General features: G+C 71.9%; 9 protein-coding genes. 7 read left to right on the top strand and 2 right to left on the bottom strand.

The annotated features are described in order from the left end of the window. Nucleotides 1-8 precede the first annotated feature (8 nt). From AADR41_RS26580 to AADR41_RS26560, 5 genes are all read left to right on the top strand, one after another. A complete protein-coding gene (locus AADR41_RS26580; protein WP_342283928.1) occupies nt 9-8201 on the top strand; it encodes an SDR family NAD(P)-dependent oxidoreductase in 8193 nt (2730 codons plus the stop codon). A gap of 62 nt (nt 8202-8263) precedes the next feature. Then, complete coding sequence (locus AADR41_RS26575) at nt 8264-9295, top strand: ketoacyl-ACP synthase III family protein (RefSeq protein WP_342283927.1); 1032 nt, start codon at nt 8264-8266, stop codon at nt 9293-9295. After that, nucleotides 9289-10128, top strand: coding sequence for an alpha/beta fold hydrolase (locus AADR41_RS26570; RefSeq protein WP_342283926.1), 840 nt, complete (start codon nt 9289-9291; stop codon nt 10126-10128). The genes AADR41_RS26575 and AADR41_RS26570 overlap by 7 nt, the downstream gene beginning before the upstream one ends. A 230-nt stretch (nt 10129-10358) precedes the next feature. Further along, nucleotides 10359-11090: a sensor domain-containing protein gene (locus AADR41_RS26565; RefSeq protein WP_342283925.1), complete on the top strand. Its 732-nt coding sequence runs from the start codon at nt 10359-10361 to the stop codon at nt 11088-11090. Then, entirely contained in the window at nt 11087-12511 is a 1425-nt protein-coding gene (locus tag AADR41_RS26560; protein ID WP_342283924.1) for a hypothetical protein, read from the top strand. Before AADR41_RS26565 ends, AADR41_RS26560 begins: the two co-directional genes overlap by 4 nt. A 121-nt stretch (nt 12512-12632) precedes the next feature. On the opposite strand, the gene AADR41_RS26555 is transcribed toward AADR41_RS26560, so the two are convergent. Then, nucleotides 12633-12797 (bottom strand): hypothetical protein, encoded by a 165-nt coding sequence (locus AADR41_RS26555; protein WP_342283923.1) that lies wholly within the window; start codon nt 12795-12797, stop codon nt 12633-12635. 186 nt (nt 12798-12983) lie between these two features. Then, nucleotides 12984-15653, bottom strand: a complete 2670-nt coding sequence (locus tag AADR41_RS26550; protein ID WP_342283922.1) for an AfsR/SARP family transcriptional regulator — start codon at nt 15651-15653, stop codon at nt 12984-12986. A 199-nt stretch (nt 15654-15852) separates the two neighbouring features. On the opposite strand from AADR41_RS26550, the gene AADR41_RS26545 reads away from it, so the two are divergent. Both AADR41_RS26545 and AADR41_RS26540 read left to right on the top strand, forming a co-directional pair. Further along, complete coding sequence (locus AADR41_RS26545) at nt 15853-17694, top strand: fatty acyl-AMP ligase (protein ID WP_342283921.1); 1842 nt, start codon at nt 15853-15855, stop codon at nt 17692-17694. Continuing rightward, nucleotides 17688-19463, top strand: a complete 1776-nt coding sequence (locus AADR41_RS26540; RefSeq protein ID WP_446751112.1) for an acyl-CoA dehydrogenase — start codon at nt 17688-17690, stop codon at nt 19461-19463. The genes AADR41_RS26545 and AADR41_RS26540 overlap by 7 nt, the downstream gene beginning before the upstream one ends. The last annotated feature ends 4 nt before the right edge of the window (nt 19464-19467 follow it).

Below are 19467 nucleotides of genomic sequence, written 5' to 3'. Positions count from 1 at the left end.
CGTTCGGGGTGCATCCGGCGTTGCTGGATGCGGCGTTGCATGCGGGGTTGTTGCCCGGGGACGGTTCGGGGCTGGTGGCTCCGAGGTTGCCGTTCGTGTGGTCGGGTGTGCGGTTGCATGCGACGGGCGCGGTGGCGGCTCGGGTGCGGATGGTTCCGGCGGGCGAGGGGGGCGTGTCGTTGGAGCTGTCCGACGACGAAGGGCGCCCGGTCGTCTCCGTCGACTCCCTCGCCCTGCGTCCCGTCGACCCCGCACAGCTGGGTCGCGGCGGCTCCCACGGCATCGACGACGCGCTCTTCCGGATGGAGTGGACCGATGCCGGCGCCGGTGTCGGTGTCGGTGTCGCCCAGGAACCCACGCGGAACACTGCTACGGGCCGACGCACCGTACAGGTCGGAGCGGACACCGCCGGTTCGGGTTCCGCGCTGGAACGCACACCGGCCGAGCCGTACGTGGACTTCGCCGCCCTCGCGGACGCCCTGTCCGACGACGGCACCGAGGCCCCCGACGCGATCGTCTTCCTGCACGCGAACCCGGACGGCGCCGACGACACGTACAGCGCGTCCGCCGCGCACACCGCCACCCACCGGGCCCTGGAAGCGGTCCAGGCGTGGCTGTCCGACGAGCGGTTCGGCACGGCCCGGCTCACCGTCGTGACACGTGGAGCGATCACCACCACCCCGGACGAGAGCCCGGCCGGCCCCGCATATGCGCCGGTCTGGGGGCTGCTGCGCACCGCACAGACGGAGAACCCCGGCCGTTTCGCCCTGGTCGACATGGACGACGACGAGCGCTCCGTCACCGCGCTGCCCGCCGCTCTCGCCTCGGACGAGCAGCAACTCGCTCTGCGCGCGGGGCAGTTCCTCGTGCCGCGGCTGACCCGCGCGGCGAACCGGGCGGACACCCTGACACCGCCGGTCGCGGCTCCGGGCACACCGTGGCGCCTCGACGCGGCCACGCAGGGCACGCTCGAAGGCCTGACCCTGGTGACCAACGAGTCCGCCTCCGCCCCGCTCGGGCCGGACGAGATCCGTGTCGCGGTCCGCGCCGCGGGTCTGAACTTCCGCGACGTCGTGTTCACGCTCGGTCTCCTGCCCGGCGACGGATCCCTCGGCATCGAAGGCTCCGGCGTGATCACCGAGGTCGGCTCGGCGGTGACCGGGCTGAAGGCCGGCGACCGGGTCATGGGCATGCTGCCCGACGCGTTCGGCCCGCTCACCGTGGTCAGTCACCGGCTGGTCGTGCGCATCCCCGACCACTGGTCGTTCGCGGAGGCGGCCGCCATCCCGATCGTGTACGGAACGGCGTACTACGCCCTGGTGGAACTGGCCCGCATCCAGCCGGGCGAGACCCTGCTGCTGCACGCTGCCGCCGGTGGCGTCGGGCTGGCCGCCCTCCAGCTCGCCCGCCATCTGGGCGCAGAGGTGTACGGCACCGCGAGCCCCGGAAAGTGGGACGCGCTGCGCGCCGCAGGCCTCGACGGCACCCACATCGCGTCGTCCCGGACCCTGGACTTCGAACCGCAGTTCCTGGAGGCCACCGAGGGACGCGGCGTGGACGTCGTCCTGGACTGTCTGGCCCGAGAGTTCGTGGACGCCTCACTGCGGCTGCAACCGCACGGCGGACGTTTCATCGAAATGGGCAAGACCGACATCCGCGAGCCGCGGGAAGTCGCCGCCGCCCACCCGGGGGTCGACTACCAGGCGTTCGACCTGGTGACGGTCGCGCAGGAGGACCCCGACCTGTTCCGGCGGATGCTCACCGAGATCGTCGAGCTGTTCGAGCAGGGCGCGCTGCGGCACTCGCCGATCCGCACCTGGGACGTACGCCGGGCACCGGAGGCGTTCCGCTTCCTGAGCCAGGCACAGAACATCGGCAAGCTCGTCCTTACGATGCCCCCGATGTGGAACCCCGAGGGGACGGTTCTGATCACGGGTGGTACGGGGACGTTGGGTGCTCTGTTCGCGCGTCATGTGGTGCGTGAGTACGGGGTGCGTCATCTGTTGTTGGTGAGTCGGCGGGGTGCTGGTGCCGGTGGTGTGGGGGAGCTTGTCGCGGAGTTGGGTGAGCTGGGTGCCCGGGTTCGTGTGGTGGGGTGTGATGTGGGTGATCGGGAGGCGTTGGCGGGGTTGCTGGCGTCGGTTCCGGTGGAGCATCCGTTGACGGCGGTGGTGCATACGGCGGGGGTGCTGGACGACGGTACGGTGACGGCGTTGACGGCGGAGCGGGTGGACGCGGTGCTGCGTCCCAAGGCGGACGCGGCCTGGCATCTACACGAACTCACCCGCCACCTCGACCTCGCCGCCTTCGTCCTCTTCTCCTCCGTGATGGGAGCGATCGGCGGCGCCGGCCAGGGGAACTACGCGGCCGCGAACGTCTACCTGGACGCACTGGCCCAGTGCCGCCGCGCCGAGGGACGCGAAGCCACCTCGCTCGCCTGGGGCTTCTGGGACCAGCGCAGCGAACTGACCGGCGACCTCGACGACGTGGACATCGCCCGGATGGCCCGCACCGGACTGGTCCCGCTCGCGACCGACGAGGGGCTCGCGCTCTTCGACGCGGCGATCGCCACAACCGACGCGGCCCTCGTGCCCGCGCGCCTCGACAGCGCACGGTTGCGCGCGCAGGCCGACTCCGGCTCGCTCGCCGCCGTACTCGGCGGACTCGTCCGCACCCGTACCCGTCGCGCCGTGGCCACGAGTGTCACCACCGACGGGGCCTCGCACCCGTTCGCCCATCTCTCCGGAGCTGAACTGGACAAGGCGCTCCTCGACATGGTGCGCGGCCACGCCGCGGCCGTTCTGGGGCACTCCGCACCCGACGCGATCCGCGCCGACAGCAAGTTCAAGACGCTCGGCTTCGACTCGCTGTCCTCGGTCGAACTGCGCAACCGGCTCAACGCGTCGACACGGCTGCGGCTGTCGGCAACGGCCGTATTCGACCATCCGACTCCCACGGCGATGGTGGCTTACCTGCGCGGCGAGCTGTGCGACGACGCGGACGCCATCGCCGCCGCACCTGCCCGGACGCCGGTCCCGGCCGCCGTGGACCCGACCGACGACCCCGTCGTCGTCATCGGCCTCGGCTGCCGACTGCCCGGCGACGTATCGACGCCGGAAGGGCTGTGGGAGCTCCTCTCCTCCGGCCGGGACACCGTCGCGGACCTGCCGACGGACCGGGGCTGGGAACTCGACTCCCTGCACGACGCCGACCCCGACCGGTCGAACAGGAGCTATGTCACCAAGGGCTCCTTCCTGTACGACGCGGCACGGTTCGACGAGGAGTTCTTCGGGATCAGCCCGCGCGAGGCGCTCGCCATGGACCCGCAGCAGCGGCTGCTCCTGGAGACCGCCTGGGAGGCGTTCGAGAGGGCGGGCATCCGTCCGCGGTCCCTGGAGGGCAGCCAGGCCGGTGTCTTCATCGGCGCGCTGTTCCAGGAGTACGGCTCGCCCATGCACGAGGCGTCGGAAGGGGTGGACGGCCTGATGCTGACCGGGAAGACGACCAGTGTCCTCTCCGGACGGCTGGCGTACTTCCTCGGTCTGGAGGGGCCCGCGATCACCATCGACACGGCGTGCTCGTCGTCGCTGGTCGCACTTCACCAGGCGGCTCAGGCGCTGCGTGGCGGCGAGTGTTCGCTCGCGGTGGCTGGCGGTGTGTCGGTCATGCCGACGCCGGGTTTCTTCACCGAGTTCAGCCGGCAGCGCGGGCTCGCCACGGACGGCCGCATCAAGGCGTTCGCCGCGGGCGCGGACGGCACCGCCTGGGGCGAGGCGGTGGGCGTACTGCTGCTGGAGCGGTTGTCGGACGCGCGGCGCAACGGTCACGAGGTCCTGGCGGTGGTGCGGGGGAGTGCGGTCAATCAGGACGGTGCGTCGAATGGGCTGACGGCTCCGAATGGTCCGTCGCAGCAGCGGGTGATCCGTCAGGCGCTGGCGAACGCGGGTCTGACGGGTGCGGACGTGGACGTCGTGGAGGCGCACGGTACCGGGACCAAGTTGGGTGATCCGATCGAGGCGCAGGCGTTGCTGGCCACGTACGGGCAGGAGCACACGGCTGAACAGCCGTTGTGGCTGGGCTCGTTGAAGTCGAACATCGGCCACACCATGGCCGCCGCCGGCGTCGCCGGGGTGATCAAGATGATCGTTTCGATGCGGCAGGGCGTACTCCCGCAGACCCTGCACGTCGACGAACCGACACCGCACGTGGACTGGGAGTCGGGGGCCGTACAACTGCTCACCGAGCCCCAGTCCTGGCCGGAACTGAACCGTCCGCGCCGGGCAGCCGTATCGGCCTTCGGTATCTCCGGTACGAATGCGCATCTGATTCTGGAGCAGGCGCCGGTGGAGGCGGACGGCGAGCCGAATGAGGCTGTGCCTGTCGGTCTGGCTGGTGCGGTGCCGTGGGTGTTGTCGGCCCGGAGTGGTGCGGCGTTGCGTGAGCAGGCCGTGAGGCTGGCCGGTTTTGTTGATGTCCGGCCGGATGTGGATCCGGTCGCGGTCGGTTCTGCGTTGGTGCATGCCCGTACTGCTTTTGATCACCGGGCGGTTGTCGTCGGCATGGACCGTGACGAGTTGTTGCGGGGTCTGGAGGCGGTGGCGGAGAACGGGGAGTCGCGGTCGGTTGCGCCGGGGCGGACGGTGTTCGTCTTCCCAGGTCAGGGTTCGCAGTGGATTGGTATGGCTGCGGGTCTGTATGCGGATTCTCCGGTGTTCCGGGCGCGGTTGGAGGAGTGTGCGCGGGCGCTGGAGCCGTTCGTGGAGTGGGATCTGCTGGACGTCCTGCTCACCGAGGAGGGTGCTGGACTCCTGGAGCGGGTGGATGTGGTACAGCCGGCTCTGTGGGCGGTGATGGTGTCGCTTGCGGGGTTGTGGCAGTCGTTCGGGGTCGTTCCGGACGCGGTGGTGGGGCATTCGCAGGGTGAGATCGCGGCGGCGGTGGTGGCCGGGGCTCTGTCGTTGGAGGACGGGGCTTTGGTGGTGGCGTTGCGGAGTCGGGCGATTGTGGTGCTGGCGGGTCGGGGCGGGATGGTGTCGGTTGCTCTGGGTGCGGATCGGGTGCGTGAGTATCTGGGGCGGTGGCCGGGTGAGGTGGCGGTGGCCGCGGTCAACGGCCCGTCCTCGACGGTGGTCTCGGGCTCCTCCGGTGCTCTGGATGAGTTGGTGGGGGTTCTGGAGGTGGAGGGGGTGCGGTGCCGGCGGGTGCCGGTGGACTATGCCTCGCACTCCCCGCATGTGGAGGCGATCGAGGAGGAACTCGCCCGCATCCTGGCCCCGGTCACGCCTCGTACTCCGGTTGTTCCGCTGTATTCCACGGTGACCGGCGAGATCGTGGACGGTGCGGGGCTGGATGGTGGGTACTGGTATCGCAATCTTCGGGGGACGGTGGAGTTCGAGAGTGCGATCCGGTCGCTGTTGGCGGACGGGTTCACCGCGTTCGTGGAATGCAGCGCCCACCCGGTCCTGACGATCGGGCTCCAGGAGACGTTCGAGGCGGCCGACGCCTCACCCGCCGTCACCGCGATACCGTCCCTGCGCCGTGACGAGGGCGGTCTGGACCGCTTCCTGAACTCCCTGGGCCAGGCGTGGACGCACGGACTGGATGTCGACTGGGGACGGGTACTGCCCGAGACACGCCGGCCCACCGGCCTGCCCACGTATGCCTTCCAGCACAGTCGGTACTGGCTCAACTCCACGCACAGCGAGACCGCAGCCGTGTCCGATCTGGGAACGGCCGCGGCCGGACACCCGATCCTGGGACCGGCCGTCGAGCTCCCCGGATCGCAGTCGCTGCTGTTCACCGGACGGCTGACGCGGTCCACACACCCGTGGCTCGCGGATCACGCGGTCGCCGGGACGGTCCTGCTGCCCGGCACCGCCCTCGCCGACCTCGTCCTGTACGTCGCCGACGAGACGGGCTGCGGACGGGTCGACGAACTCACCCTCCGCGAGCCCCTGGTCGTACCGGAGAAGGGCGGCGTCCAGCTCCGCGTCGAAGTGGGAGAGCCCGACGAGGACGGCCGGCGTGCGGTGTCCGTCCACTCCCGCCAGGAGGGCAGGGCCCCCGGCACGCCGTGGACCGGCCACGCCGACGCCGTGCTCGATGCCGAGGGCGAATCGCCCTCCTGGGACCTGGAGGTCTGGCCGCCGCTCGACGCCTCCGGCGTGGACACCACCGGCATCGACGGGGTGCGGGCGGCCTGGCAGCGGGACGGGGAGCTGTACGCGGAAATCGCCCTCGACGAGGAGGAGCGGACTGGGGCGGACGGCTTCGGCATCCAACCGGCCCTGCTGGAAGCGGCATTCGGGCTCGCGACGCTCATGGACGCCTCGCCGGGCATCGACCCCTCGCCGGGCATCGACGCCCCGCCGATCGCGGAGCGGTCCGCGCTGTTCCCGCACCACTGGCGCGGAGTCACCCTTCACGCGATCGGCGCCCGTGCACTGCGTGTCCGCATCACGGGCCAGGACCTGGAGAACCTGTCGCTCGCCGTCGCGGACGACGACGGGGCCCCGGTGGCCACCGTCGACAGCCTGGCACTGCGGCCCTGCTCCGCGGAACGGATCGAGCGGTCCGGGGTCGCACAGCGCGGCGGCCTGTACCGGGTGCGGTGGACCGAGACGGGGCGGGCATCGCGTGCCGTGTACGAGCCCAGGACCTGGGCCGTCGTGGGCGAGGACCCGTTCAGGGCGCGCTCCGGGCTGATGGCCGCGGGCGTGTATGCCGAGGCGTACCCGGACCTGGACGCCCTGGCGGCCGGGATCGAGGCCGAGGGCGTACCGTCCCCCGACGTCGTCGTGGTCACCTGCGACCCGGACGAGGACGGCACGGCGGCGTCCGTACGCCGGTCCGTCCAGGACGCGTTCCTGTGGGCCCGCACCTGGCTCGCGGACAACAGGTTCGCCGCTTCCCGGCTGGTCTTCCTCACCCGTGGCGCGACCACGTCCGAGGGCGGCGCCCCCGCGGCGGCCGCCGTCCGGGGGCTGATCGGCTCCGCCCAGGACGAGGCGCCGGGCCGGTTCGTACTGGTGGACACCGACGGCAGTAAGGCCTCCTGGCGTGCCCTGGTCAAGGGGCTCGCGACCGACGAGGACCGGATGGCGCTGCGCCGCAGCACCGTCCGGGTGCCGAGGCTGGCTCAGGCCGGACCGCCGGACGAGGCGCCCGCCGCCCGTACCGACACGACGGGGACGACCCTGGTCACCGGGGGAGCGGGACACCTGGGCGGTCTGCTCGCCCGGCACCTCGTGACTCGGCACGGCGTACGCGACCTGCTGCTCGTCGGACCCGACAGCACCGCGGCGGAAGCCGGGGAACTGGTGGCCGAGCTCATCGGGGCCGGTGCCCGGGCCGCGTTCGCCGCATGCGATGTCACCGACCCGCAGGCGCTGAGGGCACTGATACAGGACCTGCCCGCCGACCGTCCGCTGCGCACGGTCCTCCACCTGGCCGGCACACCGGGTGCCGCCGGAGAGACGCCGGTCGCCGAGCTGACGCCGGAGCGGCTGACCGAAACGCTGGACGCGGAAGCCGCGGCCGTCCGGGCGCTGCACTCGGCGACCGACGACCTGGCCGAAGCGCCGCGGTTCGTCCTGCTGTCCTCGTCCGCCGGCACCGTGGACGGCGCGGGCCGCGCCGCCGACGCGGCCGTCGGAGCCTGGCTGGACGAGTGGGCGCGCGAACGCCGGGCGGCCGGGGTGTCCGTGGTCTCGGCCGGGATCGCCGCGGACGTGCGGGACCCGGAGCTGTTCGACGGCCTGCGGCGGCTGGACGAGGCGGCCGTCATGGTCGCCGTGCCGGACTTCGAGAACCTGGCCGCGAAGGCCGCGACCGGAAGCCTGCCGCCCCTGTGGCGCGGCCTCGTCCGCACATCGGGTCGCCGCATCGTCAAGCAGGACGACGCGGGCCGGGGCACCACGTTCAAGCAGCGGCTGATCGGGGCGGACGAGGCGGAGCGCGAGCGGCTCCTGCTGACCCTCGTCCTCGACCACACCGCCGCCGCGCTGGGTCACGGCTCACCCGGAGCCATCGACCCGGACCGCAAGTTCCGCGACCTCGGCTTCGACTCCCTGTCGGCGCTGGCCCTGCGCAACTCGCTCAACGGGGTCACCGCACTGCGGATGCCCCCGGGCGTGGTGTTCGACCACCCCACCAGTACCGAACTCGCCCAGCACATCAAGCAGCAGCTTCTCGGCCGCTGAGCGGGTGCGGCCCCGGCCCGGCCGGGGCCGCACCCGTCACGAACAGGAAAGGAGACGTGGCCGTGAGAACAGAAGGCGTGTTCATCAACTCGGTCGGGGTGTACCTGCCCGACCGGGTGAACACCGAGGAGGCCGTGGCCGAGGGCCGCTACGACGAGGAGGTGTACAAGGCGAGCGGGCTGACCGGCACGCACGTCGCCGACGGCATCTCCGCGCTGGAGATGGCGGTGATCGCCGCCGGCCGCGCGATGGAGCGTTCCGGCCTCGACATCGAGGACATCGAGTCCCATGTCCACAGCGGCGTCTACCACCAGGGCCCCGACGGTTCCTACCCGCCCGCGTACATCCTGCGGGAACTCGGCACCGGCAACATCCCCTCGCTGCACATCCGGCAGGGCTGCAACGGAATGCTGGCGGCGCTCGACGTCGTGATCGGCCAGATGACCGGCGCGGCCGAGGTGGAGACCGCGCTGCTGACCACGGGGCAGAACTTCGCCACCCCGCTCATCGACCGCTGGCGCGGCTTCGGCGACTCGTACATCCTCGCCGACGGTGCGGCCGCGGCCGTCGTCACCCGCGACAGCGGCTTCGCCGAGATCCGGTCGCTCAACTCCGGGACGCTGCCCGAACTGGAGCGGTGGCACCGCGGCGACGAGCCGCTGCTGCCGCCGCGGGACGGGTCCGGCCGGGAGGTCGCGGTCGCCGAACGGGCCGCGCTGTTCAACGAACGGGAGATGTCGCTCGCCGAAACGGTCGAGCGGATCAGCGAGTTCGACCTCTCGATCGTCCAGCGCTCGCTGGTCGACGCCGACCTCAACGCCTCCGACATCGCCAAGGTCGTCCCCATCAACCAGGACGGCCGCATGATCGAGTACTCGATCATGGGCCCCCTGGGCCTGCCCATGTCCCGTTCCAGCTGGGACTTCGGCCGCACCGTGGGTCATGTCGGCGCCGCCGACCTGATCATCTCTCTCGATCACCTGGCACGCACCGGTGAGGTGTCGCCCGGGGATCACGTCCTGCTGCTCTCCCAAGGCCCCGGCTGGATCAGCTCGGCCGGCGTCGTGACGATCAAGGAAGTTCCGCAATGGTGACAACCGGCACCGTGCCCGCCCCCGGCACCGATCTCCACTACGTGATGCAGGGCACCGGCCCCCTGCTGTTCGCCATGGACGGCGCCGGCGGGGACGCCAGGCGCATCCCCGGCCTCGTCGACCGCCTCACGGACTCCTACACGGTGGTGACCTACGACCGCCGCGGCATGTCGGACAGCCCCGCGGGCGACCCGATGCCGCCCCTGACACCGGGAACCCACGCCGACGACCTGGCCCTGCTGCTGAAGTCGCTGGCCGACGAACCCGCGCTGATCTTCGGCACCAGCCTGGGGGCCCAGGTCGGGCTGCACCTGCTGGCCCGCCACCCGCAGCTGGTGGACACCCTGGTGGCGCACGAGCCCTCCGAGTTCCTGTTCCTGACCGAGGAGGAGAGGGCGGAGGCCGCGCAGGTCGTGCTGACGGCGCACGAGACGTACAAGAAGGAGGGCTTCGGCGCCGCCATGTCCCGCTGGGCGGCGTTCAACGACATCGACTACGGCAACCTGGAATTCGAGCCGGGCGCCCAGCTGTCGCCCATGACCGACGAACAGCTGGCCAACATCGACTTCTTCATCACGCACGAGATGCCCGCCTACAGCACCGTCCAGCTGGACGAGGCCGGGCTGGACGTCGTACGGGCCGAGAAGGACCGTCTGGTGCCGGCCACGGGCATCGCCTCCGAGCGCAACTGGTCCTACCGGTGCACGCACGGTCTCGCCGACCGGATCGGCGTCCCCGTCGAGGAGTTCCCCGGCGGGCACGTCGGGCTCAAGACCCACCCCACGGCGTTCGCGGCCCGCCTGCGCGAGGTCCTGCGGGCCAGGGGGCACTGAACGCGGGCACAACGGTACGGGGAAGGGGGCGCGACCACCGGGTCGTGCCCCCTTCCCCGTATGTGCTGAATGTGCGTCAAATCTGAACAGAATCAAGGGAGTTGTAATAAAGCGTCAAGTGAGGGTTGAAGGCCCGCCCCGAGGGTGACAACCAACTGCGCCCGGCTTTCCGCACGGCCCCCGGTGTCACCGCCGGGCAGTCCGAAACCCGAGGAGCTCAGGAGGTTCGAATGACCCATGAGGCTGAACCCGACCATGCCGGGGCCCAGGGCGCTCAGCCGGCTCCGCCGCCGGCCGGTATTCGGACCAGGCGTCGTCGCGCACTCGTCCTCGCCGCACTCGTCCTGGTCGTGCTCGTCGGCAGTGTGGTGTGGTGGAGGTGGTCCGCGGACGACGGGCCGCGCGTGGTCGCGGGGACGGTCCAGGCGACTGTGCTCACCTCCCGGGAAGTCAGCGGAGCTGTCGGCACGACCCTGAACACCGAAACCCGTGTGAGTGAGCCGGCCCCCTCGACGCAGGCCGATCCGCCCGGATGCTCGGTAGCGGTCGGCCCGGCGACCACTGTCGTCTACCAGCGCGGATGGACGGCCTTCCTCTCGGTGGTCCATCAGGACTCCGACACCGTCGCGGAGCACACCGTGACCCAGACCGTGGGCCGATACGCCACAGGTGCCCGGGCCGGCGAAGTCTTCGACGCCCTCACCGACGGCATCAACGCCTGCACGAACGCGGTGCGGAAGGCTCCCGGGGGCGAGACATCGAGGTGGGCCTACCAGGTCGACAGCACCGCGGCCGGTGCGCTGGCATGGACGGCCACCCAGGATCAGGGTGGGGGCTGGGCCTGCTACCGGGAGGCGCGGCTGAAGGCCTCGACCGTCCTTCAGACCGCGGTCTGCCAGGCCGGCGACGGCCGGTCGGCCGCACGGACGCTCGCCGACCGGATGGCGGGGCGTGTGAAGTGACGAATCCGATGCGACGCATTCGGGCGATGGCCCTGGCGGCAGTTCTGGCGATACTCGTCGCCGCGGTGCCGGCCAATGCCGAGGACGGTGCTCCCGCGGCAGGCCGGGCCGCGATCGAGCCGGTCGCCCCGAGTGGCAACTACCCCCCTGCGCTCAACGCGCAGATCGCGTTGTTCAACCGGAAACTGGCGGATCTGCCCAGCCGGAAGAGTCTCGAAGACAAACAGGTCGCGCTGGACAGACGGACCAGGGCATACAACAAAGAGTCGCATGCGGTTCTCGCCGCCCTCGATGTCAACGACGGGCAGATCGACAAGCACAACGCCCGTGTCGCCCAGTACCCCAACGGTGCGCCATCGGCCGTCGCCGACGCACTCAACGCCGAGGCCAGGTCGCTCAACTCCGAACAGCGGCGGCTCAAGAAGAAAGCCAACAGAATCGCGGACCAGGGCGATGCGATCAAGGCGGAGCAGAAAAAGCTGGACGCCCGGAAAGAGGCGTTGGAAACCAAACGCGGCACGCTGCGGAACACCCGCAGGCAGCTGGTTCTGCAGATGGCGACCGCCTCCCTGGGACTGCTCGCCCTGCCGCCCGCGAGCGCCGGACAGGGGTACGGCGGCGACCGGGCCCGTCCTGCGACTCCGCGGGCCCGGCCCGACGGCGGCGACAGTGCCTCCGGTGCCGCGAGGAACAAGCCGCTCGACCGGTACGCCGATCTCCACGACGCCAAGATCGACAGTCGGCCGGTCGAAGCCGTGCTGTCCCCCGGCACCGTGCCCAAGGTGGCCGCCGACAGCACGGGAACGCTTCAGCCGACACGGGTCTTCGACGGGCTGATCAAAAAGGACGACGGAACCTACCGAGCGGTGTATCGCCGCGACCCGGCGCAGCCGCCGACAGCGGGGCAGAAGGCGTTCGACGAAGCCATCAACGGCGGCGGGAGAGCTGTTGCCGTCGTCGATGGCAAGAAGGTTCTCATCACCGACGTGAAGCCGGTCGACGCGCCTTCCGGGCCGCAGATGCCCCAGGAGCAGCGCAACCTCGCGCTCGGCCTCGGCGGCCGGGTCCAGAAATTTGCCGACCGGCACAATTACGAGCATCTGATGGACTTCAAGAAGTCCGAGCTGGGGCGGGAGCTCATCGGCCGACTGGATTCGCCGAACTACCGAATCCACGTCTGGCTGAAGGACATGAGCAAGACGGATTACCCCAACGTGCTGGCCCGCGGCAAGGCCTACGAGGAGGGCGTGCGGACCTTTCCCTTCGACAAGGACGGAAAGATCCCGCCCTACGCCGTGAACTGGGAGCGGGCTCCCGGCGTCACCGACTGGGAGATGTACCTGATTCACAGCAGACCCGGAGTGCTTGAGCGGACCACGTTCTACGACGAGGACGGCAATGTCGTGCCCAGTCCCTTCTGAGCTCGTCCGGCCGGGCAGCGCGTCGGCCGCCACCGCCCGCGCCGGCTTGTCCCGCTCCCCGTCACCCGGGCACGGCAGGGTGCCGCCCGCACCGTCACGGGCGGCACCCCGGGGCCCGCCGTCAGACGCGTGGGGCCGGGCCGTCGCCGATGTCGGCGATGATCTGCTCCAGATCGGCCGGTACCGCGCTGCGCAGACGGGGAGCGGCGGCATCCGTCCTGACGGCACCACTGGTGTGACCGACGGTCTCGACGCCGTCGACGGGCAACTCGGCCGGATCGGACATGGAACCTCCTGCGCGGTGGGGAAGGGCGGCACCGACCGGCCCACGTGGCCGGTCGGCGCAACCATCCGGTCCCGGCTAAAGGGAGGCATGGGTGAGCGCTGCGGGAGGCCGCCCCGCGATGCAGTTCCGCGATGCACTTCCGCGAAGCCGCCCCGCCGAGCCGCCCCGCGAAGGACAGGGCCGGTCCTACGCCGCCGTGTGCAACCGCCAGACGCCGGGCTGTACCTCCGACCAGCCGGGGTGCGCCGTCCCGCCGGAGCGGAACTCGCCCAGTCGGCGGCGGGCGTACGACTCCAGCCGGGCATCGGCCAAGGACGTGGCGTACGTCAGACATGTGGCGAAGTGCCCCTGCGCCGCGTCCCGTTCACCGGACTCCAGCGCCAGCAGCCCCAGCACCCGGTGGGCCTCGAACCCGGTCCGCGCGTCCTGCGGCGCGGAGTCCAGTGCGGGCGGCACCAGCGCGGCGGCCGCGTCCGTCGCCCCGGCGTCCAGACGCAGACCCGCCAGGCCGGTCAGGGCACGGCAACGCTCGATCTCCGCCCCCGCAACATCGGCCGCCATCAGGGCACGCTCGTACAGCTCCCCGGCCGTGTCCAGGCGGCGTCGCTGCCAGGCGAGATCGCCCAGCGACCGCAGCAGCCGGGCCTGCGCCGCCAGATCACCGAGCTGCTGCGCCGCCTCCAGCGCCAGGCCCTGGCACGCGTCCCGCTCCTCCCAGGCACCCAGCACCTCCAGAAAACCCGTCATGCGGTCCACCAGACGCAGGCACTCCGCCCACAGCCGAGCCGCGTGCGCCTGCCGGGCCACGGCCATCAGCGCGGGCAGCCGCAGCCGGAACCACTCCAGCGGATGCACCCCGTCGACCGCCGCGGGCCCGGACGGCCCGGCTTCTTCCACCGCCTTCGCGAACACCGCGCACAACCGGGCCAGCGCCGCCCGGACCACCTCGGGGCCCTCCTCCGCGTCGAGCCGCTCCCGGGCCAGCAGCCGCAACAGCTCCGGCACGTGGTGGCGCTCCGGGCGGCCCGCGGACGGCAGCTCCGCGCACACCAGCCGCGCACGCGCCAGCGCATCGGTCGTCGCACGCGCCGTCGCCACGTCCGTGTCCAGCACCGCCGCCGCCGCGTCCGGCGCGAAAGGACCGGCGGGCAACAGCCCGAACAGCCGGAACGCCCGCAGCTCGGCGGCACCGACCCCGTCCAGGGCATCGCTCAGCCGGGCCCGGAACCCGGGACTCGCCGCCTCCAGCTCCGCGAGCCGGGTGCGTTCGTCACGCAGCCGGGCGGCGAGACCACCGAGCGGCAGCCGCGAGCGGCCGGCCAGCGCCTCCGCCGCCGCCCGCAACGCCAACGGCAACCGGCCGCACGCCTCCACGACACCGGCGCACTCCGCGCTCCCCGCGGCATCCGCCGACTGCCCCGTCGCCGTCACGAACAGCCGCCGCGCCTCCCGTATCCCCGGCACATCGAGGCAGACGACCCGCCCGGCGAGCCCGTCGGGCACCCGCCGGCAGGTGACCAGCACCGTGCAGTCCGGCACCGCCGACAGCACCGGCCGCACCTGTTCGGCATCGACCACGTCGTCCAGGACCAGCAGCACCCGCCGCCCGTCCGTCAACTCCGCCAGCATTCCCCCCAGTTCGTCGATCCGCTCCGGCAACGCTCCTTGGACCCCGTACTGGCGCAGCACCCCGGCCAGTACACCGACGGCATCCAGCGGACCGTGCCCGTCGGGACGCAGCCGTACGAAGACCGGCGCGTCGAACAGGTCCCTCGTACGGTGCGCGACCGCCAGCGTCAGGGCGGTCTTGCCGACCCCCGCCGCACCGGTGACGATCACGAGCCTGCCGCCGGGCGCCCCCAGCACGTCCCGCAGCGACGCCAACTCCTCCTCGCGCCCCGTGAACAGCTCGTCGGGCGAAGGCGGTTGTGCCATCGCCGGGCCGCCGGACGGGACGTGCGGGCGGGGCGCCGCCGGCCCGGGCGCGGGCGCCGGGCCGGCGCCCTGCCCGGGACCGGGGCCCGCGGTGCGCCCGGAGCCGGCCGCAGGCCCGGAAGCCGCCGTGTGACCGGCCCGTACCGCCGGTGTGAGCAGCCCGGGATCACCCACCAGGATCCGCTGGTGCAACGCCTGGAGCGAACGGCCCGGCTCTATGGCCAGCTCGTCCACCAGCCCCCGGCGCAGCCGCCCGAACACCTGCAACGCGTCGGCCTGCCGCCCCGACCGGTACAACGCCACCATCAGATGTGCGTGGAACTCCTCGCGCAACGGCAGCTCGGCGACCACCGACTGCAGCTCGCCGATCAGCTCACGATGGCGCCCCAGATGCAGTTCGGCCCGGATGCACTGCTCCAGCGCCGCCGTGCGCACCTCCGCCAGACGCACCGCCGTCGCGTCCAGGAGCGGGCCGTGAGGGGTGTCCGACAGCAGCGGACCGCGCCACAGCCCCAGCGCCTGACGCTGGAGATCGGACGCGGTCCGGTGGTTCTGCTGCTCCATCAGCTCCCGGCTGCGGCCGTGCAGCTCCTCGAAGACCGTCAGGTCCAACTGCGCGGGATCGATCCGCAGTTCATAGCCCGGCGGACGGGTCACCAGCGCGTCCCTGCCGAACTCGGCGTCCGCCTCGTGCAACAGCTTGCGCAGCTGCGAGACGTACACCTGGAGCGTCGTCGTCGCCGTACGGGGCGGGTTCTCCCCCCACAGCTCGTCGATCAGACTGTCCACCGAGACGATCTCGTTGGCCCGCACCAGCAGCGTGGCGAGCACGACCCGGATCTTCGCCGCACGCGGCGTCAGATCCCCCGCGGCCCCCTGAGGGGCACGCACCTCCAACGGCCCGAGAATCCTGAATCGCATGCGGCCCCCTGTCATCGGCGCCCAACGATAGGCGGGAACCCACCCCTGCTTTCGGACAGGCTCCCCCCTATCTCCGCCGGACACCGCACACGAGATCTGCAAGCCCTGCTTTAGCCCCGGCGACGAGCATGCGGACGCCCTGGCCTGAGCGGACACGACACACCGCCCCGGTCCCGAGCGCACCACGAGGGGGTCGAGAATGACCGGCAACAGCACCGCCGACACCACACGAGACGACACCGGGCACGGCACGTTCACCCAGCTGATGCTCGACCGGGCGCAGCGCCTGGCCCACCACGACGCCCACATCTTCCTGCGGGACTCCGCCACCGGCATCACGGCGGAACACCTCACGTACGCCGGACTCGACCGCGCCGCCCGGGCCCTGGCGGTCCGGCTGCGCGAGCGCGGCGCCGCCGGCCAGCCCGTACTGCTGCTCCACCCGCCGGGCCCGGACTTCCTCAAGGCGTTCATCGGCTGCCTCTACGCCGGGGCGATCGCCGTCCCGGCCCCGCTGCCCGGCGACCGCGGCGAACGCCTCCAGCGCGTGACCGGCATCATCAAGGACACCGGCGCGCAACTGGTCCTCACCGACACGGCCAACGCTCCCGAGGTGTCGCTGTGGCTCGCCACCGCGGGCCGCGGGGACGTCGTCTGCCTCGCCTCCGACATCGACGACGGAACCGACCCGGGCGACTGGAAGGCCCCGCTGACCGGCCCCGACGACCTGGCGTTCCTCCAGTACACCTCCGGCTCCACCTCGAAGCCGCGCGGCGTCATGGTCAGCCACCGCAACCTCCTCGCCAACCAGGCGACCATCCAGCGCGCCCTGCGCACCACCTCCGCCGACCGGTTCGGCAGCTGGCTGCCCCACTACCACGACATGGGCCTCATCGCCCATCTGCTGCACCCCCTGTGGCTGGGCAGCGCCTCCGTTCAGATGTCCTCGACCGCCTTCGTCAAACGGCCCGTCCGCTGGCTGAAGATGATCGAACAACACGGGGTGACGATCGGCGGCGGCCCCAACTTCTGCTACGACCTGTGCCTGCGCCGGGTCACCGACGAACAGCTCGCCACCCTCGACCTGACGAACTGGCGGCTGGCCCTCAACGGCGCCGAACCGGTACGGGCCCAGACCCTGGATGCCTTCGCCGCCCGCTTCGGCGCCGCCGGCCTGCGGGCCGACACCGTGTACCCGGCCTACGGTCTCGCCGAGGCCACCCTCATGGTGTCGGGCGGCACACCCGGCCGCCCCTACAGCCGGCTCACCGTCGACGGAGCCGGCCTCGAACGCGACACACTGCGCGCCCCCGTCACCGGCCACGGCGCCCGCACCCTGGTCAGCAGCGGCACCGCCGGCGACTTCGACCTCCGTATCGTCGACCCCGTCGACGGCGGCGAACTGCCCGCCGGACACGTCGGCGAGATCTGGCTGCGCGGCGACAGCGTGGCACAGGGCTACTGGCGCAAGCCCCTGGAGACCGCCGAGACCTTCCACGCCACCCTCGCCGGGGGCGACGGCGGCTACCTGCGCACCGGCGACCTCGGCGTGCTCGACGGCGGCGAACTGTACGTCACCGGCCGCCTCAAGGAAGTCATCATCCTCAACGGCCGCAACATCTACCCGCAGGACATCGAATGGGCGGTGCGCGAAGCCAGCCCCGCACTCGGCGCGGGCCACGGCGCCGTGTTCACGGTCGGCGCCGACCGCGAACAGCTCGTCGTCGTCCAGGAGGTGCGCGCCCCCCATGCCGACCAGGAGCGGCTCCAAGCCCTCGCCTGCCGGGTACAGGCCCTGATCGGCCGGGACTTCGACGTTCCCGCGGCCAACGTCGTACTGCTGCGCCCCGGCGCCCTGCGCCGCACCACCAGCGGCAAGGTCCAGCGCACCCTGATGCGCAAGCTCTTCCTGGAAGGACAGCTGTCCGCGCTGTACGAAGTCCTCGACCCCGAGGTCCAGGGGCTCGTACAGCCGCATCCGGCCGTCGACGAACCGCTGCCGGTCACCGCCGGCGGACGGTGGCGGGACACCTCGTGGTGAGCGGCGTCGCCGCACCGCCGCGGTCACCCGCCCGCCCCGCCGCCGCCCCGCCCGGCGGGCCGGGAACGGTCCCGGACCGCGCGGTCGAACTGGAGGAGCTCTTCGGTGACCCGGCGGCCCGCGGCAACCCGGTCGGCTTCGCCGCACTGCTCTCTGCGGACCGGCGCGCCGTGCTGTCCGCCGACGCCGAGGACCTGCTCGACGACTTCGGCATGCACCTGGAGTACGTACCGCGCGAACTGGGCGGCCGGTTCGACTCCGCGGAGACGCTGCTGCGCGTGATGCGGCCGGTGTTCCGCCGCGACGTGGCCCTCGGCATGGGATACGGCATGAGCACCTTCATGGCCGCCTCCGACGTGTGGATGACCGGCAGCACGGCCCAGCGCACCTGGCTGGCCGGACTGCTGCGCTCGCGTTCCAAGGCCGCCATCGCCCAGCACGAGACCGCCCACACCAACGACTTCGTGCGCAGCCAGGTCCGCGCGACGCTGTCGGCCGACCGGCTGCACGTCACCGGTGCCAAGACCATCGTCAACAACGCCCGCCGCGCCGACGCCCTGGTGCTGTTCTGCCGCACCGACGAACGAGTCGGCAGCAGGAGCCACTCGGCGCTGCTGCTCGACCCGCACACGCTGCCCGCCGACCGGTACCGGGCCGGCGCGCGCCGCCCGTCGGTCGGACTGCGCGGCTGCCGGCTGGACAGCATGGAGTTCGACGAATGCCCGGTGCCCGCGCAGGCCCTGCTCGGACCGGCCGGCAGCGGAGTCCCCACCGCCCTGCGGTCCTTCCAGATGAGCCGCACCCTCACCGCCGCGCTGGTGGCCGCGTCCGTCGACACCAGCCTGCGCACCGCCGTGCTCGTCGACCGGATGCAGGGCCCCGGCGACGGGGGACTGTCACCCGTGGACCCCGAGCACACGGCGGCCACCCTCGCCAACGCCTTCGTGAACCTGCTGTTCTACGACTGCCTCGCCGTCGTCGCCACCCGCGCCCTGCACCTGCATCCGGCCGAGACCAGCGTCTACTCCGCCGCCGTCAAGGCACTGCTGCCGCGTGTCCTGAGCGAGACGATGTACGACCTGGCGACCGTGCTCGGCTCGCAGCTCTACACCCGTGGCGGCACGATCGGCATCTTCCAGAAGCACATCCGGGACGTGCCGGTCGTCAGCCTCGGCCACGCCGGCACCGTAGCCTGCCAGACGACGATCATCCCGCAGCTCCAGCGGCTCGCCCGCGACTGGTTCACCGGGGAACCCGCCGACCCCGCCCTGTTCCGCCCCGGAGCCCCGCTGCCCCCGTTCTCCCACCCGCGGCTCGCACTCGCCAGCGGCCGGGACAGCCTCAGCGCCTCCCTGGTCGCGACGGCCGCGGGACTGACCGGACGCAACCCCGTCGAACGCGCGCTGCGCGCCCTGGCCGAGCAGATGGTCGACGAACTGCGCGACCTGCGCACCCGCATCCTGGCGCTGCCGTCCGTCAGCGAACACAACCCGGTGCGGCCCGCGTGGTTCGCCCTGACCGACCGGTACGTCCTCGTGCTTGCCGCCGCGGCCGTCCTCGGCGTGTGGCGGCACGGCCACGAAGGGGCGGACCCCTTCCTCGCCGACCCCGCCTGGGCGACCGCGGCACTGCACCGGATCGCCCGACGGCTCGGCGCCCCCGCCGTGGACCTGCCCACCGAGTGCATGGCCCGCGTCCACCAGGAGGTACTGGCCCGGTTCGGCGACCGCCGCAGCTACGACCTGTACAACACACCGCTACCCGGTTGACCGC

It is taken from the genome of Streptomyces sp. CLV115 (assembly GCF_038448545.1).
Lineage (GTDB): Bacteria > Actinomycetota > Actinomycetes > Streptomycetales > Streptomycetaceae > Streptomyces > Streptomyces sanglieri.
Note: the sequence above shows the minus strand (reverse complement) of the source record. Positions and strands in the feature narration are given on the sequence as shown.